We start from the raw sequence: 15,728 nt of genomic DNA, 5'->3' as shown, positions 1-15,728 counted from the left end.
CTTACCAAGAAGTTCGACAAGCTCATAGCGATTAAATAGAACACGGCCAATATTGGGGTCACTCATTAGACGTTACACCAGAATACTGGAATCAACTGGAATTATTCTTATACTTAATGACGGTATTGGGTAAGGAGAGCAAATGCACCTAATCTAAATTCTGCTGTTCCTTTTGCGTTTTACCGTCTACTCTAACCCACAGACCGATCGCTACTCCCTCAGATATAGGAGATCGGTTTGAGAAGGGTGTTGGATTTTTCAATTGTAATGGGTTCGACGATCGTGACAGTCGATCATTATCCTTTTATTGTAGCTTGAGTTCGGAGGGGTTTACCCGGTTTAGGTTTCGGTTTGTCGTTCTAATCGGGCTTCCATGGCACTGGTTAAGTAGTGTCCTGCCATGACTGCACTGGAGAGATGATAGGTGTCGTAGTCGATGCGATAGAGGGTTTCAAAGCTACTACGGCGTTGTTTATCTCCGAGAACCCAATAGCGCTGAATAATGGAGTCGGGGGCGACCCAACCTTCTCCTTCGACTTTTCCGAGGACGCTGTGTTGGAGAACAAAGGTATATTGGCGTTCGCCACTGTCGAGGCGGCCTTTGTACTGAAAGGAGATGGGGGGGCGATCGCTGTCGGTAAAGGTTAGTTTCATGACCATGGTAAACCAATTATCTTGAGACCATCGGACTAAGGTGGCTCCTCGGATGGCGAGGGGTAGACCATCTTTTTCTAGCCAGTTCCCTTCAATTGTCCAGCGTCCTGGTTCCATTAAGAATGTATGAGCCACGTCGATCGCCTCTAAATCGTTGTCTCAGATGGGTTCAAGTTTTAAGCAACAGTGCTTATGATATGGTTACTAATCATAACATTGTTGGCAGGTTGCTCCCAACGGGGTGCAGGTGTCCCAGAATTTGCCAAGAGTTGGCCCCGGTGACTTGGGGGAGATTACCGGGAATACCGAGATGATGCCAATAACCGAGGATGGCAAAGGCGATCGCTTCTTTAAATTCGGCATTTAAGCCCATTTCTTCAGTTGTGAGGACTGGAATGGGATTTAGGTGGTGTTGTATACGGTCTTTGAGGTACAGATTACGACTACCTCCCCCACACAGTAGCACGCGATCGGGCATCTGGGGCAGAAATTGGCGATAGTTTTGGACGACGGAAACGGCGGTAAATTCGGTGAGGGTGGCTAGGCGATCGGCATCACAGAGGTCATAGGCTTGGCTCTGTTGCCAACAGCGCTGCCAGAAGTCTAGCCCAAAATATTCGCGGCCGGTGGATTTGGGGGGCGGTTGCTGAAAATAGGGGTCTTGCATCCACTGGTTGACTAGGGGTTGGCAGGGGGTTCCACTGGCGGCCCATGCGCCCTGATTATCATAGTGTTGAGCGCCGTTGGTGAGCTGCTCTACGGCTAGATCTAGGAGGCTATTTCCGGGGCCGGTATCCCATCCCCGCACTTGGTCGAGGTGTTGATGACTGTTGGCGGGTAGATAGGTTAGATTGCCAATGCCGCCTAGATTCTGGATACATTGGCTGTGGGTGGGATGGCTGAGGAGGCAGGCATCTACGGGGGGGACAAGGGGGGCCCCATGGCCACCGGCGGCCATATCGGCTTGGCGAAAGTTACTGATGGTGGGAATACGGGTATTGTAGGCGATCGCCTCTCCGCGTCCGAGTTGCAGGCTATAACCGAGTCCTCCATTGGGGGGACGATGGAAGACGGTTTGCCCGTGGGAGGCAATGAGTTGGGCGGGGGGATGTCCTTGCTGTATGTTAAGGGCAGCTTGGCTAAAGGCGTGGGCAATTTGGTCATCAAGATTAGCCAGTTGGGGAAGGGAGAGGGATGCGCCAGAGGCGATCGCCAAAATTTCCCGTTGCAGCTCCTCCCCATAAGCATAGGTTTCCCCTGCCATCAAATTCACCCTTAAATCATATCCTTCCCCAGAAACTTCCACCAGCACCGCATCAATCCCATCTGCTGATGTTCCACTAATTAAACCAATAATATGCATCATTTTACCACGAATTTATTCATTCCTAAACCGGCAGTCGATTAATCGCCTTATTATGGCCAATTAACACCATAGAATCGCCTTTTTCCATCCGTTGAGTCGCAGTCGGGTTCACCTCCAGCTTCTGCCCCTGATGATTAATCGCAATCATCGTTAACCCATACTCATTTCTCAAATCCAACTCTAATAACGTTTTCCCCGCAAACTCTTCAGGAACCAACAATTCCACCATACTATTCTCTGGATCGAGTTCTACCCGCTCTAAAATATTCGGTTTCGTCAAAGAAATCGCCAAATTACATCCCATTTCATATTCCGGGAACACCACCCAATCCGCTCCCACCTTATTCAGTAATTTTTCATGAATTTTAGAAGAAGCTTTCGCCACCACAAATTTAACTCCTGCTTCTTTCAAGTTTAATGTAGTGATTATACTTTCTTCCACATAGTTGCCAATACTCACAATCACCGTATCAAACTCAAATACACCCGCCTGTTTCAATGCCATTGGATCGGTAGAGTCTAACTGCAAAACATGGGTTGCAATCTGACTATTGATGACTTGATTGACTTGATGTTCGCTCGAATCAATCCCCATAACCTCATAGCCCATATTATACAGGGTTAAACAAACAGCTTGCCCAAACCGTCCTAAACCAATCACCGCAAACTGTTGATTATTTTGACGCAAGCGACGAAACCACCCGAAAGATTCTTTTTTCACTGCACGATCTCCCCTGAGTTCATATGGGTACTCCAAATTTCAAGTTTAGAGTTTATATTTTTATTGTCCATGATTTCTAGGATAATCTAAGGATGGGTAGGATTCAAGAGGGCAAGACCTCAGAAACCAAATTTCTTCACCACATCAGCCAATTCTACAACCAGACCCTGCCCACCTGACTGGTATAGTTTAATTGATTACCCGAACTTAATATTATCCAATTAATAAATCTTCTTCAGAATAGCGAATAACCTTGGGTTTCGTATTTTGATAAAAAGAAGCCATAAGCAATAAAATACCCACTCTACCGATATACATAATCAGGATAATCACTAGCTTAGAAAATTGAGATAAACTAGCCGTAATTCCCGTAGATAAACCAACCGTACTAAAGGCAGAAACAACTTCAAAAAAGATAGCTAAAAATTCAATATCTTCAGAAGCAATGCTGACTAAAATTGTGCCACAAATAATCACAAACAGCGAAGCAATAATCACCCCTACCGCCTTAATGAGTAAAACATTGGGAATTTGCCGTTTATAACACAAGACTTGATCTCGCTCTTGCAGAGCGGCTCTAGTTGCACTGAGTAAAATTCTAAAGGTCGTGGTTTTGATTCCTCCCCCGGTGCTACCGGGACTCGCGCCAATAAACATTAAGGGAATGGTGATAAATAAGGAAGTGATGGTCATTTGACCAATATCAATGGTATTAAATCCAGCCGTTCTCGTGGTCACAGATTGGAACCAAGCGGCTAAAACCTTTTCCCAGAGATCCAAGGAGTCTAAAGTAGCTGGATTATAAAATTCGGTTTGAAAAAAGGCGAGTGCCCCAATCACAAACAGGGCGATATTGGTACTGGTGACAATCTTAAAATGGAGGGAAAAAGTAAATCCTTGATTGCGCTTAATCACGCGCCGATAGAACCAAGTATAGAGTTCCATGATCACTTGATAGCCAATGCCCCCCAGGATAATTAAGGCGGTAATTACAGTGACTAGGGGAGTGGACGTAGCATAGGAAGAGAGACTATCACTAAAGAGGCTAAATCCGGCATTATTGAAGGCGCTAATGCTGTGAAAAATGGCTAACCATAAGCCTTGGGCATCGCCATAATCGGGTTGAAACACTTGCATTAAGAGAAAGATACCGGTAATCTCAAAAATTAAGGTCACAGCAATAATAGATCGCACCAACTGCCCCACCCCTTCCATCCCCTGAGTGTCCAGAGACTGCTGAATGGCGAGTTTATCCCTGAGTCCCAACTGTCGCCCCAACAACAGCAGCAGAAAGGTGGTTGCCGTCATGTAGCCTAACCCCCCGACTTGGAAGAGCAAGCAGAGAAACAGTTGTCCCCAAAAAGTATAGAATTGACTGACATCAACAATGGATAAGCCGGTGACACAGACGGAGGAGGTGGCCGTAAATAGAGCTTTCATCATGTAATCGAGGGGCCCGTCGATGGTGGCGAAACCTTCTGAGGTGATGGCAAACGGTAGCATCAGTAACAGTGTACCGATCGCAATGACGGCCAAAAAACCAAGACAAATGGTACGGGCAACACTCATATCAATTAACAATTAACAATTAAAAATGGGCTTAGGATTCAATGCTCATTATAAATCACCAAGGGTTCCATCACTGCATCTGTGACCGAACACTTTCCCTTAAGTTAATCAGGTTACTATAGATTTCAATTTTAATGTATAATACTAAAACATGATTAAAAAAATAGACCAACCATCCTTAGACTTGCAAATATCCACTCCCACTAAAATTGATTCATCTGAAAATCAATTCCTGTTGTGCTGTATTCGTTCTCAACTCAATTCAGCCAAGGCTTCTGACGTTCAAGATTTGCTAAGAACTGATTTAGATTGGGATATTCTGCTTCAAAATGCAGTGAATCAGAATGTATTTATGCTGCTCTATCGAACCCTAAAACAAAATCAGTCACAGGGCGTGCCTTTATCTGTATTTGAGAGAATAGAAAACGAAGCTCAAAAACGGATGACGTATAATTTATTTTTGACCAATAAATTGTTACAAACGCTTAAATTATTTGCAGAACATAAGATCCAAGCTATTCCTTTTAAGGGGCCAATCTGGGCACACTTAGCCTATGGCAATATGGGACTTCGAGAGTTTTCTGATTTGGATGTTTTAGTGCGTCCTGAAGATTATTCTAAAGCTAAAGATGTACTGATCGAGCAAGGGTATTATGACAAACACTTTGGTGGACTTGAAGAGAGTATTGGAGAAGCTCAGATGGTGTTACCCGATGGCCGAGTCAATATCGACCTGCATTATAAGTTAACGCCACAAAACTTTTATCTACAGATCGAGAAGGAATCGTTTTTCGATAACTTGCAAACTTTATCTCTTTCGGGTAAAGAAGTCGCCACCTTCTCTCCAGAAAATTGTCTCGCTCTTGGTTATCTACAGGGAGCAAAAGACAGTTGGAATTCATTAAAAAGAATCTGTGATTTTGGAGCCTTAATTCAGACTTATCCAGAAGCAAATTGGCAGAAAGTCATCGCTCAATGTGGAACGGATGAGAACGATCGCGTATTTTTGCTAGGAATTGCGATCGCCCAAACCTATCTACAAGTTTCCCTTCCTGAAAGATTTTCAGAAAAGCTGAAGCAGTTTCCAGAAGTGGTGAAACTTGCCAGACAACATGAAGCATATATGTATCATAAAAACATGGAATATAGCTATATCTTCTATATTGTCAGTTTGTGGGAGAAAAGAGAAATCACGTTATGGAGTAAGCTGCAATATGTTTTGAAGATTACTTTTCGTGTAAATGCAAGCGATCGAGAAGCTCTTGCTCTGCCCAGGTTCTTGTTCTTTCTCTATTATCCCCTGCGGATAGTTAGGTTAATCAAAACCTATAAGATTGACCCCAAAAAAATATCATCTCTCTGGAATTCATTCAAAGGTTAACTTTATTGATAATACTTGGATTGAATAGAAAATAAACGGGCATAAGTTCCACCGAGATGTAACAACTCTTCGTGGCAACCTGTTTCTACAATTCTACCATTAGCTAAAACAAAGATGCGATCGACCATCTTAACGGTAGACAAGCGATGGCTGATTAGAATAGCCGTTTTTCCTTCAATCAGTTGACGGAATTTTTCAAACACTTCATATTCTGCTTCAGGATCGAGTGCGCTGGTGGGTTCGTCGAGAATCAGCAGTTGAGCATGACGCAAAAAGGCGCGGGCGATCGCTACTTTTTGCCATTCCCCAATACTCAATTCTTCTCCTTCCTCAAATTGGGTTCCTAACATGGTATCATAGCCTTTAGGGAGTCTAGAAATTGCCTTCTCTGCTCCTGATTTTTGGGCGGCTTCGATAATATCAGGATGATTGTCCATGTGGGCAATATTTCCCAAACCAATATTTTCTCGAACGGTTAAACTGTAGCGGACATAATCTTGAAATACCACACTAATTTGTCGTCGCCAATCTACAACATTGAATTCCCGTAAGTCAATGCCATCAATGGTAATTCGTCCGTAAGTCGGATCGTAGAGGCGACATAATAATTTAATTAGGGTGGTTTTTCCGGCTCCATTTTCTCCGACTAAGGCGACTGTTTCTCCTGCGGGAATGGTGAGATTAATGTTTTGGAGTAAGGGACGACTGCTATGGGGATATTGAAAAGAAACATTTTCAAATTTCAAGCTCTGTTTGATGGGTTGGGGAACCCATTGGGGATAGATCGGATTAGCAATCGTGGGTTTTAAGTCTAGGAATTCGTAAAGATGGGAAAGAAATAAACTATTTTCGTATAAACCGGCAAAACTAGACAGAAGTTGGCCTAAAAATGCCTGTCCCCGTTGAAAACCTTGATAATACATCACCAAACTTCCTAGGGTGATCTGTCCTTGAATGGTTTGATAGGCAATAAGGCTAAATACGGCAAAAAGAGCGAGAATTCCACTGAGTTGAGTTAAAAAATCGGCGATCGCCCGTTTTCGAGCCAGAGCTAACTTTTCTTGACGAATGTCCTGTCGTAGGTTATGGTAGCGTCTTCGGAACAAAGCTCCGAGATCGAATAGCCGGACTTCCTTGGCATAACTTTCGATGGTCAGCATCCAGTGAAAGTACCAGGCCATACGTTCTTTTGCTGTCCAAGTTTTTTGCTGTCGATAGAGTATTTTGCTCTGCTGTAAGCGAACGAATAAGACTGGAAGTGCTGCGGCTAATAAGACGATACTAATTGACCAATGGAGGGAAAGCAGTAATCCGGCGATCGCCACCAGAGAAATCGCATTTTGAGCCAACTGTAGCAAATTATTCAGTAAGTTTTGCGGTCGATAGCTGGCTTCTTGTTGAGCGCGGTGCAGGGAATTATAGAAATTAGCGTTTTCGTAATATTCTAAGTCAAGTTCAACGGATTTACTGTGTAAAATATCATTGACAAAATCGGTAACAATCTGGGATTGAGCTTGGGTAGCATATCCCGATAAAGACCGTAAAAGATTGGTGATGAGTGCCGTTATTCCCACCAGAAGAACGATCTTCAGGACATCATAAAAGGCCGACATGCCATTGCCAATCCCCGCAGTCACTGTATCGATGAGTAACTTCATTAAATACAGGGAGGCTAAGGGTAATACACCTTGTAAAAACACGAGAATAATCGTACAAGATGTCCAAAATGGTGTACTCTGCCACACTAGACCGATCGCTCTTTTCAGATTTTTGAGCAGTTGCAGTTTATCTTTCAAAATGGGGAATAATTGAACAGGGACTTGAATGGGTGACCGAGACGGATATAGCGCTTCGCGCTAGGGAATAGGGAATAGGGTTGTGGTACATGGCTTTGAGCCGTTAAGACTGTACACCATAACAGCGAAAACTGCTGTATCTCTAAACCAGTATATCTGAGCGGTTTATCTATCTTATCGATTGGGCCAAAATTGACCGCGATCGCCCCGTTGTTGGAGAAAATGGAGAGGTTAGGTAAAAATGGATAGCGCAGATATTGCCGGAGCAAGAAACCCCGTTTTTTCAAAAAACCGGTTTTCTAAGCCATCACATTCAACAAGCGGATTGCTATGAAAGAATCGAACACTCTCTATCGATATACGGTTTGTGGCTTGAATATTGCCTCTGAGCTAGTCTGTCCTGAATTGCGCCCCTACTCTGGCAATGACTCCGATTTTGATGTCCGCATTTCTGTTGGCCCTGTCAGCGATCGCCTCATAGAACCGGTCTATGAGGACTGGTTCAGTCAAATCAAACCAGGAGCTTATCTGCTAAAAGTGGATGAGATTGCCAAATATTTGGTGCTTGATGGCAAAGAGATTATCATCGATCCTGCTGCCGGTTGTCCTGAAGAACTCATACGTCTCTATCTTTTCTCCCAAGGTTTCGGCTCCTTGCTGCACCAACGCGGTCGTTTAATCCTCCATGCCAGCGCTGTTGAGAGCGATCGCGGTGCTATTATATTTCTGGGTCGTTCGGGTGCAGGCAAATCAACCTTAGCGGCTGGATTCCTAAAAACCGGTTATCAGATGTTAGCCGATGACTTGTGTGCGATCGACTGTTCTCCAGACCAAGGGCCGCAAGTTTGTCCTGCTTTGGCTCAAATTCGCTTGTGGAACGATACCTTACAACAGCTCGACTACGATCGCCAGACCATGCAACGGGTGTGGCACAAAGAAGACAAATATACGAAATATTTGCCAGAGTTGCTGGCCAGCCATCCCAGCAAATTGTACCGTATCTATTGGCTCAACCCTGCTGATGTGTCCACGGTTTCAGTCACCTCTTTAACCAAAGTGGAACAGTTTGAGGCATTGATGAAGAATGTATTCCGAGTAGAATTTATTAAAGGTCTGGGCGTGAGAGAAAACGTTTTCCAACAAATTTCTCAAGTCCTCGGCTCTAGGAAGGTAAAACGGGTGGTTCGACCACAAAGCTATTTTTCCCTCGGCCAAGTGATCGAATGTCTGGAAGAAGATATGGCTATAAACGCTAGAAACCCGGTTTCTCAAAGAAACCGGGTTTCTCTGGAGTTTGAATAAAAATAAGGTGTTTTTTATGGGATCGAATCAAACCATTACTCTGACTCAAAAACTCGTTCGCAACCCAGATATTTTGGCCTCCAATCTGGAGGACGAACTGGTGATGATGAACATAGAGAGCGATAGCTACTACGGTACGAACCCAGTCGGCACGCGCATCTGGGAGCTACTGGAGCAACCTTTGAGTGTGGCCGAACTCTGCGGCCTGCTGCAAGAGGAGTTTGACGTAGACGCTCGAACCTGTCAGCAAGATGTGTTGCCTTTTATCCAGAAGATCATCGATGAAAAACTGGTTCGCATTATTGCAGAATAAAGCCGCTCTATTTTGGCAACAACCGAGCCACAGAAAAATGGCTTTCCTAGAAGCGTTTCTCTGGCTCGGTTTAGCGCGAGGCTGCGTGCTGCTTTTTCCTTTTCGGTGGATCGCGCCCTATTTGGGGGGTCTCAACCAAGAAACCTCAGAAGACGGCATTCAGCCAGCAGAACAGGCAGTAGTTGAGCAGATCGCTTGGGCGATCGCCACCAGCAGCCGCTATACCCCCTGGCGCAGCAACTGTTTGGCACAGGCGATCGCCGCTAAGATCATGTTGCGGCGGCGCAAGATTGCCAGCACCCTCTATCTGGGTCTGAAAAAAAATGCCGATAAACTCGAAGCCCATGCGTGGCTCAGAGTCGGCCAAGAAATTATCACTGGTGGCGCAATTGAATCTCAATTTAAGGTTATTTCTTTTTTCGGTAGCTAGGGCTGTGTCAAACCTTATACTATTTATACTTCATTATCCAACACTTCAGCTCTCTAAATCCCCCTTTTTAAGCAGAAGTCCCTCTCCCGTGGGAGAGGGATGTAGGGAGAGGGCATTTCCCGTTGTACAACTCATTAATTTCTTGGGAGATGGCAAACATTGAGCGGAATCTACGGCATTTTTTATAAAGACGGTACAGCAGTCACCCCAGAGACCATCGAGCCGATGCGAAGAGCTATGGCAGCTTGGGGTAAAGATGGTCAAGGTTCTTGGTGTGAAAATTCCGTCGGGTTGGGTCATTTGATGTTACACTCCACTCCCGAATCTCTCCACGAAAAATTGCCTATTGCCCATCGGCAGAATCCCAATTGGGTGATGACCGCCGATGCCCGCATCGATAATCGGCAGGAACTATTGGCAGCGCTAAACGTGCCACCTGCCGAGGGTCGAACTATGCCCGACAGTATTCTAATTTTATTGGCTTACGAAAAATGGGGGCAAGACTGTGTAAGTCGGCTCATCGGCGAATTTGCTTTTGCCCTCTGGGATCGAAAAGAGCAGATCCTTTTTTGCGGTCGAGACCATATGGGCTTTAAGCCATTTTATTACTACGAAAACGATCGCAGCTTTATCTTTGCTTCCGATATTGAGGGGGTGCTGGCTCGCTCGGAGGTTCCGCACCGCCCCAACGAACCTTTACTAGCCGCTTATTTGCAGGAAGACACCTATTTTCCCGAAAAACGCCAGACGTTTTTGGCCGATATTGTCAAATTGCCGCCAGCTCATCAATTGACGGTGACGGCAAAGAGTAGCCAACTGACTCAATACTGGTCTCTCAATAATGTAAGAGAAGTGCGTCTTCCCTCGGATGAAGCTTATGCAGAGCAGTTGCGCGAGTTACTTTTGGAGGCGGTGCAGTGCCGCATTCGCACCCCTTTCCCGGTAGGCTGCCACCTCAGTGGTGGGTTAGATTCCTCTAGTGTAACGGCGATCGCCGCCCAATTGCTCCGCCAGCAAGGTAAAACCCCCACCGCCTATTCCTGGTCTCCGCCGCCCCCAGCTACAGGTGAATGCCCCGATGACGAGCGCCGGTTAATCCAGGCCGTTTGTCAGCAAGAAGGCATTGAATGCCAATATATCGACTTAAAGGTGGAGGATGTGGTCAGAACTTATATGCGAGACTTCAGCCGCGACCCAGCAGAGATGATGTTTCGCGAACAACTCGTCCAGAAGCAAGCCGCCCAAGATGACGTTCGCATCATGCTTTCGGGCTGGGGTGGAGACGAAGCGATTACGGGTCATGGTTGGGGCTTTTGGTCAGAGCTATTTTTGCGGGGACGTTGGAGGAAACTGCATCGAGAAATTCGTTGCTTGTCCCAACAGGAGGGCGCTAACCTATTATACGCTCTCAGATTAGATGCTCGTGTCGCCTACAAGAAAGTCTTACTGCCCCTGATTCCCGAAGCGATCTGGTCTTGGCGGTACGGCCGGAACAGTAGAAGCAGTTGCTACCCCATAACCTGCATCAATCCCAGCTTTGCCCAGCAGCATGAAGATGCCGTTTTGTCAATGCGTGGGCCCTCCTTGCAGGAGAGTCCGGGAGTTCAAGAAAATCAGTGGCGTTGGCTCAATAACGGGCATTTGACCAAACGAATTGAAGCCTGGGCAGTCAATGGCGATCGCCAGGGGCTGCTCTATTCTTACCCCCTACTCGACCGACGCATCCTGGAGTTTTGTCTTGGCACGCCCCCAGAGCAGTTCGTACAGCAGGGGTGCGGACGATCCTTGATGCGTAGAGCCGTTGAAGGTATATTGCCAGCCGCAGTACAATGGAACCGCTCTAAACGAGAAGCTGCTGCTTTTGCCGTCCTCGATCGCGTATGGCCGGCAGCTCTACCTGTTTTGAGCGATCGGCTTTGCCGGAAGGAGGGCGATCTTCCAGCAGCTAAATATGTAGACTTAAACAAGTTAGAGGAGGTGATATCCCAAACCAAAGAAATGAAACGGGATGTAGAAGTCCTGTTGATTACCCTAGCCTGCGTCAATTGCTTTAGAATTTAATCAGTTTCGTCACTTTAATCTGAGAAAGGAGTTCAATCTTATGAATGCAGATCCAAACAACCAGCCGCAACAGGCAAAAAAAATCTGGCTGGCCCCCGAGCTGAATAAAATTGCGGTACGAGAAACAGAAAGCGGTCCGTTCCAACCCAATGCTGAAAGTGGTGCATGTCAACCCGTCCCTTCTTAATGCAGGATTACCTCCCTTGAGTAGGGTTTGATCTATTAGAAACCCGGTTTCTTCAAGAAACCGGGTTTCTAGACCCTGTTTCTAGGCCCCAATTGCGATCAGAGCCATTGTTTTTCGAGCGGAGTGAAGGTAAATCAGATGCTAGAAACAAGCGATAGAGTAGTTGCACAAAAACGCGATAAGGCAGAACTCAAGATTAGATGTAGCGATCCAGAAGCGCTCAAGATATTCATAGAGAGAACCATGGCAGAACGATTGCGTTCTCTCTCAGATGGAATTCGGCAAACTGAAGACCGCTTGCAGGAATTTGAGGCCAAGTATCAGCAATCTACTGAGGAGTTTCTGCGTCGTTTCAAGAACGACGAGCTACAGCATACCTTTGACTTTGATGAGTGGATTGGCGAATCTCGGATGCTAAAGCGCTTGCGAGCAAAGGCAGAGCAATTGAAAGGTATTGAGTTTGTCGATTGAGAATTATTTTCAGCAAATTCGCGTCACAATTGAAGGATATCCCGGAGTGCAGTCGTTCGAGTTCTTTTCCCAAAAGCGGACTGAGTATGAGGGTTTTGTTCGTGGCAATATACTTTTTAAGGATGGCTCGATTCTCCACTGGCGCGAGTATGTAGATATTGAATACGGCATAGAGCGCGATATGTATTCGTACCAGTATATGGATGCTTCAAAACATCTGATTTTTCGCTATGATAATGCCGAACATCATCACAAGCTTAATTTAGCTAACTTTCCCCATCACAAGCATGAGGGTAGCGAGGATAATATCGTTTCTGCAAATGCTCCAATTTTGGAGGATGTGTTGAGGGAGATTGAAATACTGTTGCCATAGCGTAAGGAATTACTAATATTGCTTAACCCCAACCCACCAGCCCAAGCAGCAGAATACAACCGCATAGCGGCTTCCTTTCTTCGGCATCCACCAGACCCCAAACTCAGCGCCCTAGCCATTGCTTGGTATCGGCGGTCTCTGGAGGTGGAACCCAACTGTATCAAAACCCATCTGGCTTTAGCACAAGCCTATCACCAGATCGGTCAATTACCAGAAGCATGGGATTGTTGCCACAAAGCAGCAGCAATTGACCCAGAATCCCTACAGCCGGACTTTTATCGCTGTATGCTGCAATTGCCCATTGTCTATCGGCAGCCAGAGGAAGTATGGCACAGTCGCCAGCAATACCAGCAACAGTTGATCGCCTTGGGCGAGAAAATCGACCAAGCTCAACCAGAGGCGATCGCCGCTCTAGCATACGCAGTTGGCCGCATTGCGCCCTTTTATCTCGCTTACCAGGGCCAGGACGATCTAGACTTAATGGGCCTTTACGGGCAGATAATCACCCGGATCATGGCCGATCGCTATCCCCAGTGGGCGCAGTCTCTGCCAAGCGTTGCCCCCAAACCAAACGAAGCCATCCGAGTCGGCATAGTTTCGGGACATTTTTATCGCCATTCGATCTGGAAAGATATTCTCAAAGGCTGGATCGCTCAACTCGATCGCCAGAAATTTCACCTCATTGGCTACGCGCTCAACAAAACCGAGGATGAAGAAACCGAATTTGCCCGGAATTGTTTAGCCAAATTTGTCACCGGCTCTCATACCATTGAGGAATGGGGACAGCTCATCCAAGCCGACGAGTCCCATATCCTGCTCTATCCCGAAGTCAGCATGACTACCAAGGGCATTCAGCTTTCAGCCTTGCGACTGGCTCCGGTTCAAGTCACCACTTGGGCGACCTATGTTACCAGTGGTTTGCCCACGATTGATTATTGTTTAAGCGCAGCGCTCCTCGAACCAGAGCAGGCAGAAGAACAGTACACTGAAAAATTGGTTCGACTGCCCAATCTCTCCATGTACTACACCCCGCTAGAGGAAACCCTTTCATCGGAGCAACGCCAGGACTTTGGCTTGCGTTCTTCAGCCGTAGCCTACTTCTGTACCCAGTCCCTGTTTAAATATTTACCACAATACGATTGGTTCTACCCGCGCATTGCCCAAGCAGTGGGCGACTGTCAGTTTATCTTTCTGAAGCACAAAACGTCAGAAGCGCTGACGAAAATCTTTACCAAACGATTGCAGAATGCGTTTGCGCTTGAAGGTCTGGACATGCAACAATACGTCGTCATGCAGCCAGCCCTATCCCATGCCAGTTACCATCGCCTGAACGATATCGCCGATATTTTCCTGGACAGCATCGGTGTAGCTGGCACTACAACTACCCTAGAAGGAATTGCTTACAATTTGCCCATTGTCACCCTGCCAGGGGAGTTTTTGCGCGGGCGCGTGAGCAGTGGCATTCTGCAACACATGGGAGTTAGGGAAACTATTGCCAGCTCCCCGGAAGATTATGTCGAGATCGCGATTCGTCTGGGCAAAGATGCCCCTTTCCGAGAGCAGGTGAGGGCGCGAATGGCGGAAAACAAGCATAAGATTTATGCAGATAGGGCTTGCATTGAGGGCTTAGAACACTTTCTAGAACATGCTGTCAGGGGTGATATCATGTCCGGTTAAATAGTTGTCATTGCGACCGCAGGGAAGCAATCGCCAAGATTACCGGGATTGTTGGGATTGCTTCATTTCATATCAAGTCCGGTTAAACACTTGTCATTGCGACCGCAGGGAAGCAATCGCCAAGATTCCGAGATTGTTGGGATTGCTTCATTCCACTTCGTTCCATTCGCAATGACATACTAAACTGATCCAACGGACTTGATATCATTCCACTTGCGCGACCTTCGCAATGACATATAGTCAATTCAAATAACAGTGAGACATTTTTGTAGGGGCGAGCGGCCGCTCGCCCCTACAGATACGGGTATTCTAGACAGGTTGTGTGTGTATCGTCGTGTCTCAACCTTAATCCAATTGACTATACTAAACTGATGCAACGGACTTGATATGAGGGGCAATTGTAAGGCTAATGACAAAGATTAATGGCGATCGCAATTCAAGGTAAGCACATTCTCGTAACCGGAGTAAGCGGTTTTTTAGGACGGGTAGTCTGCCAGCAACTGAGAAAGCATGGCGGATATGTGACGGGTATGGATAGAAATCCACCGGAAGCAAAAGAGCCAGCAGCCGAACCCTTGATGTTGCCCCAGGACTTTATCCAACTGGATCTGACTAGCCCAAATTTGTTGGATCTTTTGGCTCACCAGCACTTTGATGCTGTTTTCCACCTGGCAGGATTCGTTTATTTTGCCGATTCCGTGAAAACTCCGGCTCTGGATTTTAATCAAAATTTGGTAGCAACTTTTAACCTGCTCGAAGCCCTCCGCAGCAGTGGGTTTTCCGGTCGCTTGGTCTATGCTTCAACCGCAGCAGTCTATGGGGAACCCCGACAAGTTCCCATTGACGAACAGACAGCGACTCGACCGATTTCTCCTTACGGCGCGAGCAAGTTGGCTGCTGAGGAGTACATTCGCGTCTTTTCCCAGTGCTACGGCTTTCAAAGCGCGATCGCCCGGATTTTTTCTCTCTACGGGCCGAGGCAACAGAAACAAGTGATATTTGATATTTTGTGTAAAACGCTGCTTTCTGACGAGGCGATAAAGCTGTTTGGCGATGGTTGCGAAATGCGGGATTTCGTTCACGTCAGTGATGCCGCTCGCGCTTTGATATGGCTGGCGAACGAAGCCAAAATCAATGCGCCAATCTTCAATGTTTGCTCTGCTGAAGGAATCACGATCCGCGACCTAGCCACCCTCATCGTTACTTTAGCCGATCGCCATCCCGATCGCATTGTCTTTACGGGCGATCGCAGAAGCGGCGATCCCATCCACTGGATTGGCTGCAATCAAAAACTGCTCGGCACTGGCTTTTCTTTGGAGCGATCGCTATCAGATGGCTTATCAGGAACTCTAGCATGGTTTCGCCAAGAGTTTTAAGTTGTAGTAATACAGCGCAAAGCGCTGTAATATGGCATCACTCCTGATTCA

Annotated in this window: 16 protein-coding genes; 10 read left to right on the top strand and 6 right to left on the bottom strand. The window is 46.5% G+C overall.

Annotated features, from left to right (window positions below; translation table 11 throughout):
* Positions 1-339: 339 nt before the first annotated feature.
* From PMG25_RS07690 to PMG25_RS07675, 4 genes are all read right to left on the bottom strand, one after another.
* The gene (locus tag PMG25_RS07690) at positions 340-789 is read right to left on the bottom strand and encodes a hypothetical protein (protein ID WP_283766314.1); all 450 of its coding nucleotides are present in this window, start codon (positions 787-789) and stop codon (positions 340-342) included.
* A 73-nt stretch (positions 790-862) separates the two neighbouring features.
* Positions 863-2,020: an anhydro-N-acetylmuramic acid kinase gene (locus tag PMG25_RS07685; protein WP_283766313.1), complete on the bottom strand. Its 1,158-nt coding sequence runs from the start codon at positions 2,018-2,020 to the stop codon at positions 863-865.
* Positions 2,021-2,042: 22 nt separating this feature from the next.
* A complete protein-coding gene (locus PMG25_RS07680; RefSeq protein WP_283766312.1) occupies positions 2,043-2,741 on the bottom strand; it encodes a potassium channel family protein in 699 nt (232 codons plus the stop codon).
* Positions 2,742-2,954: 213 nt separating this feature from the next.
* Complete coding sequence (locus PMG25_RS07675; RefSeq protein WP_283766311.1) at positions 2,955-4,310, bottom strand: TrkH family potassium uptake protein; 1,356 nt, start codon at positions 4,308-4,310, stop codon at positions 2,955-2,957.
* A 151-nt stretch (positions 4,311-4,461) separates the two neighbouring features.
* On the opposite strand from PMG25_RS07675, the gene PMG25_RS07670 reads away from it, so the two are divergent.
* Positions 4,462-5,691: a nucleotidyltransferase domain-containing protein gene (locus PMG25_RS07670; protein WP_283766310.1), complete on the top strand. Its 1,230-nt coding sequence runs from the start codon at positions 4,462-4,464 to the stop codon at positions 5,689-5,691.
* Positions 5,692-5,693: 2 nt separating this feature from the next.
* Here the strand turns inward: PMG25_RS07670 and PMG25_RS07665 are convergent, their stop codons facing one another.
* The gene (locus PMG25_RS07665) at positions 5,694-7,487 is read right to left on the bottom strand and encodes an ABC transporter ATP-binding protein (RefSeq protein WP_283766309.1); all 1,794 of its coding nucleotides are present in this window, start codon (positions 7,485-7,487) and stop codon (positions 5,694-5,696) included.
* The gene (locus tag PMG25_RS07660) at positions 7,484-7,774 is read right to left on the bottom strand and encodes a hypothetical protein (protein WP_283766308.1); all 291 of its coding nucleotides are present in this window, start codon (positions 7,772-7,774) and stop codon (positions 7,484-7,486) included. The genes PMG25_RS07665 and PMG25_RS07660 overlap by 4 nt, the downstream gene beginning before the upstream one ends.
* Positions 7,775-7,817: 43 nt before the next feature.
* Between PMG25_RS07660 and PMG25_RS07655 the strand changes: the two genes are divergently transcribed.
* The 9 genes from PMG25_RS07655 (at position 7,818) to PMG25_RS07615 (ending at position 15,677) form a co-directional block, all read left to right on the top strand.
* Positions 7,818-8,789, top strand: coding sequence for a hypothetical protein (locus tag PMG25_RS07655; protein ID WP_283766307.1), 972 nt, complete (start codon positions 7,818-7,820; stop codon positions 8,787-8,789).
* A 16-nt stretch (positions 8,790-8,805) separates the two neighbouring features.
* The gene (locus tag PMG25_RS07650) at positions 8,806-9,102 is read left to right on the top strand and encodes a PqqD family peptide modification chaperone (protein WP_283766306.1); all 297 of its coding nucleotides are present in this window, start codon (positions 8,806-8,808) and stop codon (positions 9,100-9,102) included.
* Positions 9,071-9,532 (top strand): lasso peptide biosynthesis B2 protein, encoded by a 462-nt coding sequence (locus tag PMG25_RS07645; protein ID WP_283766305.1) that lies wholly within the window; start codon positions 9,071-9,073, stop codon positions 9,530-9,532. The genes PMG25_RS07650 and PMG25_RS07645 overlap by 32 nt, the downstream gene beginning before the upstream one ends.
* A 159-nt stretch (positions 9,533-9,691) precedes the next feature.
* Positions 9,692-11,593 (top strand): asparagine synthase-related protein, encoded by a 1,902-nt coding sequence (locus tag PMG25_RS07640; protein WP_283766304.1) that lies wholly within the window; start codon positions 9,692-9,694, stop codon positions 11,591-11,593.
* Positions 11,594-11,633: 40 nt separating this feature from the next.
* Entirely contained in the window at positions 11,634-11,780 is a 147-nt protein-coding gene (locus tag PMG25_RS07635) for a hypothetical protein (RefSeq protein WP_283766303.1), read from the top strand.
* A 138-nt stretch (positions 11,781-11,918) separates the two neighbouring features.
* Entirely contained in the window at positions 11,919-12,251 is a 333-nt protein-coding gene (locus PMG25_RS07630; RefSeq protein WP_283766302.1) for a hypothetical protein, read from the top strand.
* Positions 12,241-12,624: a toxin-antitoxin system TumE family protein gene (locus PMG25_RS07625; protein ID WP_283766301.1), complete on the top strand. Its 384-nt coding sequence runs from the start codon at positions 12,241-12,243 to the stop codon at positions 12,622-12,624. The genes PMG25_RS07630 and PMG25_RS07625 overlap by 11 nt, the downstream gene beginning before the upstream one ends.
* A gap of 18 nt (positions 12,625-12,642) precedes the next feature.
* Entirely contained in the window at positions 12,643-14,301 is a 1,659-nt protein-coding gene (locus tag PMG25_RS07620; RefSeq protein WP_283766300.1) for an O-linked N-acetylglucosamine transferase, SPINDLY family protein, read from the top strand.
* A 422-nt stretch (positions 14,302-14,723) separates the two neighbouring features.
* Positions 14,724-15,677: an NAD-dependent epimerase/dehydratase family protein gene (locus PMG25_RS07615; protein WP_283766299.1), complete on the top strand. Its 954-nt coding sequence runs from the start codon at positions 14,724-14,726 to the stop codon at positions 15,675-15,677.
* Positions 15,678-15,728: the final 51 nt, after the last annotated feature.

This window comes from Roseofilum capinflatum BLCC-M114 (assembly GCF_030068505.1).
Classification (GTDB): Bacteria; Cyanobacteriota; Cyanobacteriia; order Cyanobacteriales; family Desertifilaceae; genus Roseofilum; species Roseofilum capinflatum.
Note: the sequence above shows the minus strand (reverse complement) of the source record. Positions and strands in the feature narration are given on the sequence as shown.

What these genes read in the sequence shown, in the direction of transcription:
- PMG25_RS07685 (WP_283766313.1), bottom strand. Translation starts at nt 2,020, where the DNA reads ATGATGCATATTATTGGTTTAATTAGTGGAACATCAGCAGATGGGATT.
- PMG25_RS07675 (WP_283766311.1), bottom strand. Translation starts at nt 4,310, where the DNA reads ATGAGTGTTGCCCGTACCATTTGTCTTGGTTTTTTGGCCGTCATTGCG.
- PMG25_RS07670 (WP_283766310.1), top strand. Translation starts at nt 4,462, where the DNA reads ATGATTAAAAAAATAGACCAACCATCCTTAGACTTGCAAATATCCACT.
- PMG25_RS07655 (WP_283766307.1), top strand. Translation starts at nt 7,818, where the DNA reads ATGAAAGAATCGAACACTCTCTATCGATATACGGTTTGTGGCTTGAAT.
- PMG25_RS07650 (WP_283766306.1), top strand. Translation starts at nt 8,806, where the DNA reads ATGGGATCGAATCAAACCATTACTCTGACTCAAAAACTCGTTCGCAAC.
- PMG25_RS07645 (WP_283766305.1), top strand. Translation starts at nt 9,071, where the DNA reads ATGAAAAACTGGTTCGCATTATTGCAGAATAAAGCCGCTCTATTTTGG.
- PMG25_RS07635 (WP_283766303.1), top strand. Translation starts at nt 11,634, where the DNA reads ATGAATGCAGATCCAAACAACCAGCCGCAACAGGCAAAAAAAATCTGG.
- PMG25_RS07630 (WP_283766302.1), top strand. Translation starts at nt 11,919, where the DNA reads ATGCTAGAAACAAGCGATAGAGTAGTTGCACAAAAACGCGATAAGGCA.
- PMG25_RS07615 (WP_283766299.1), top strand. Translation starts at nt 14,724, where the DNA reads ATGGCGATCGCAATTCAAGGTAAGCACATTCTCGTAACCGGAGTAAGC.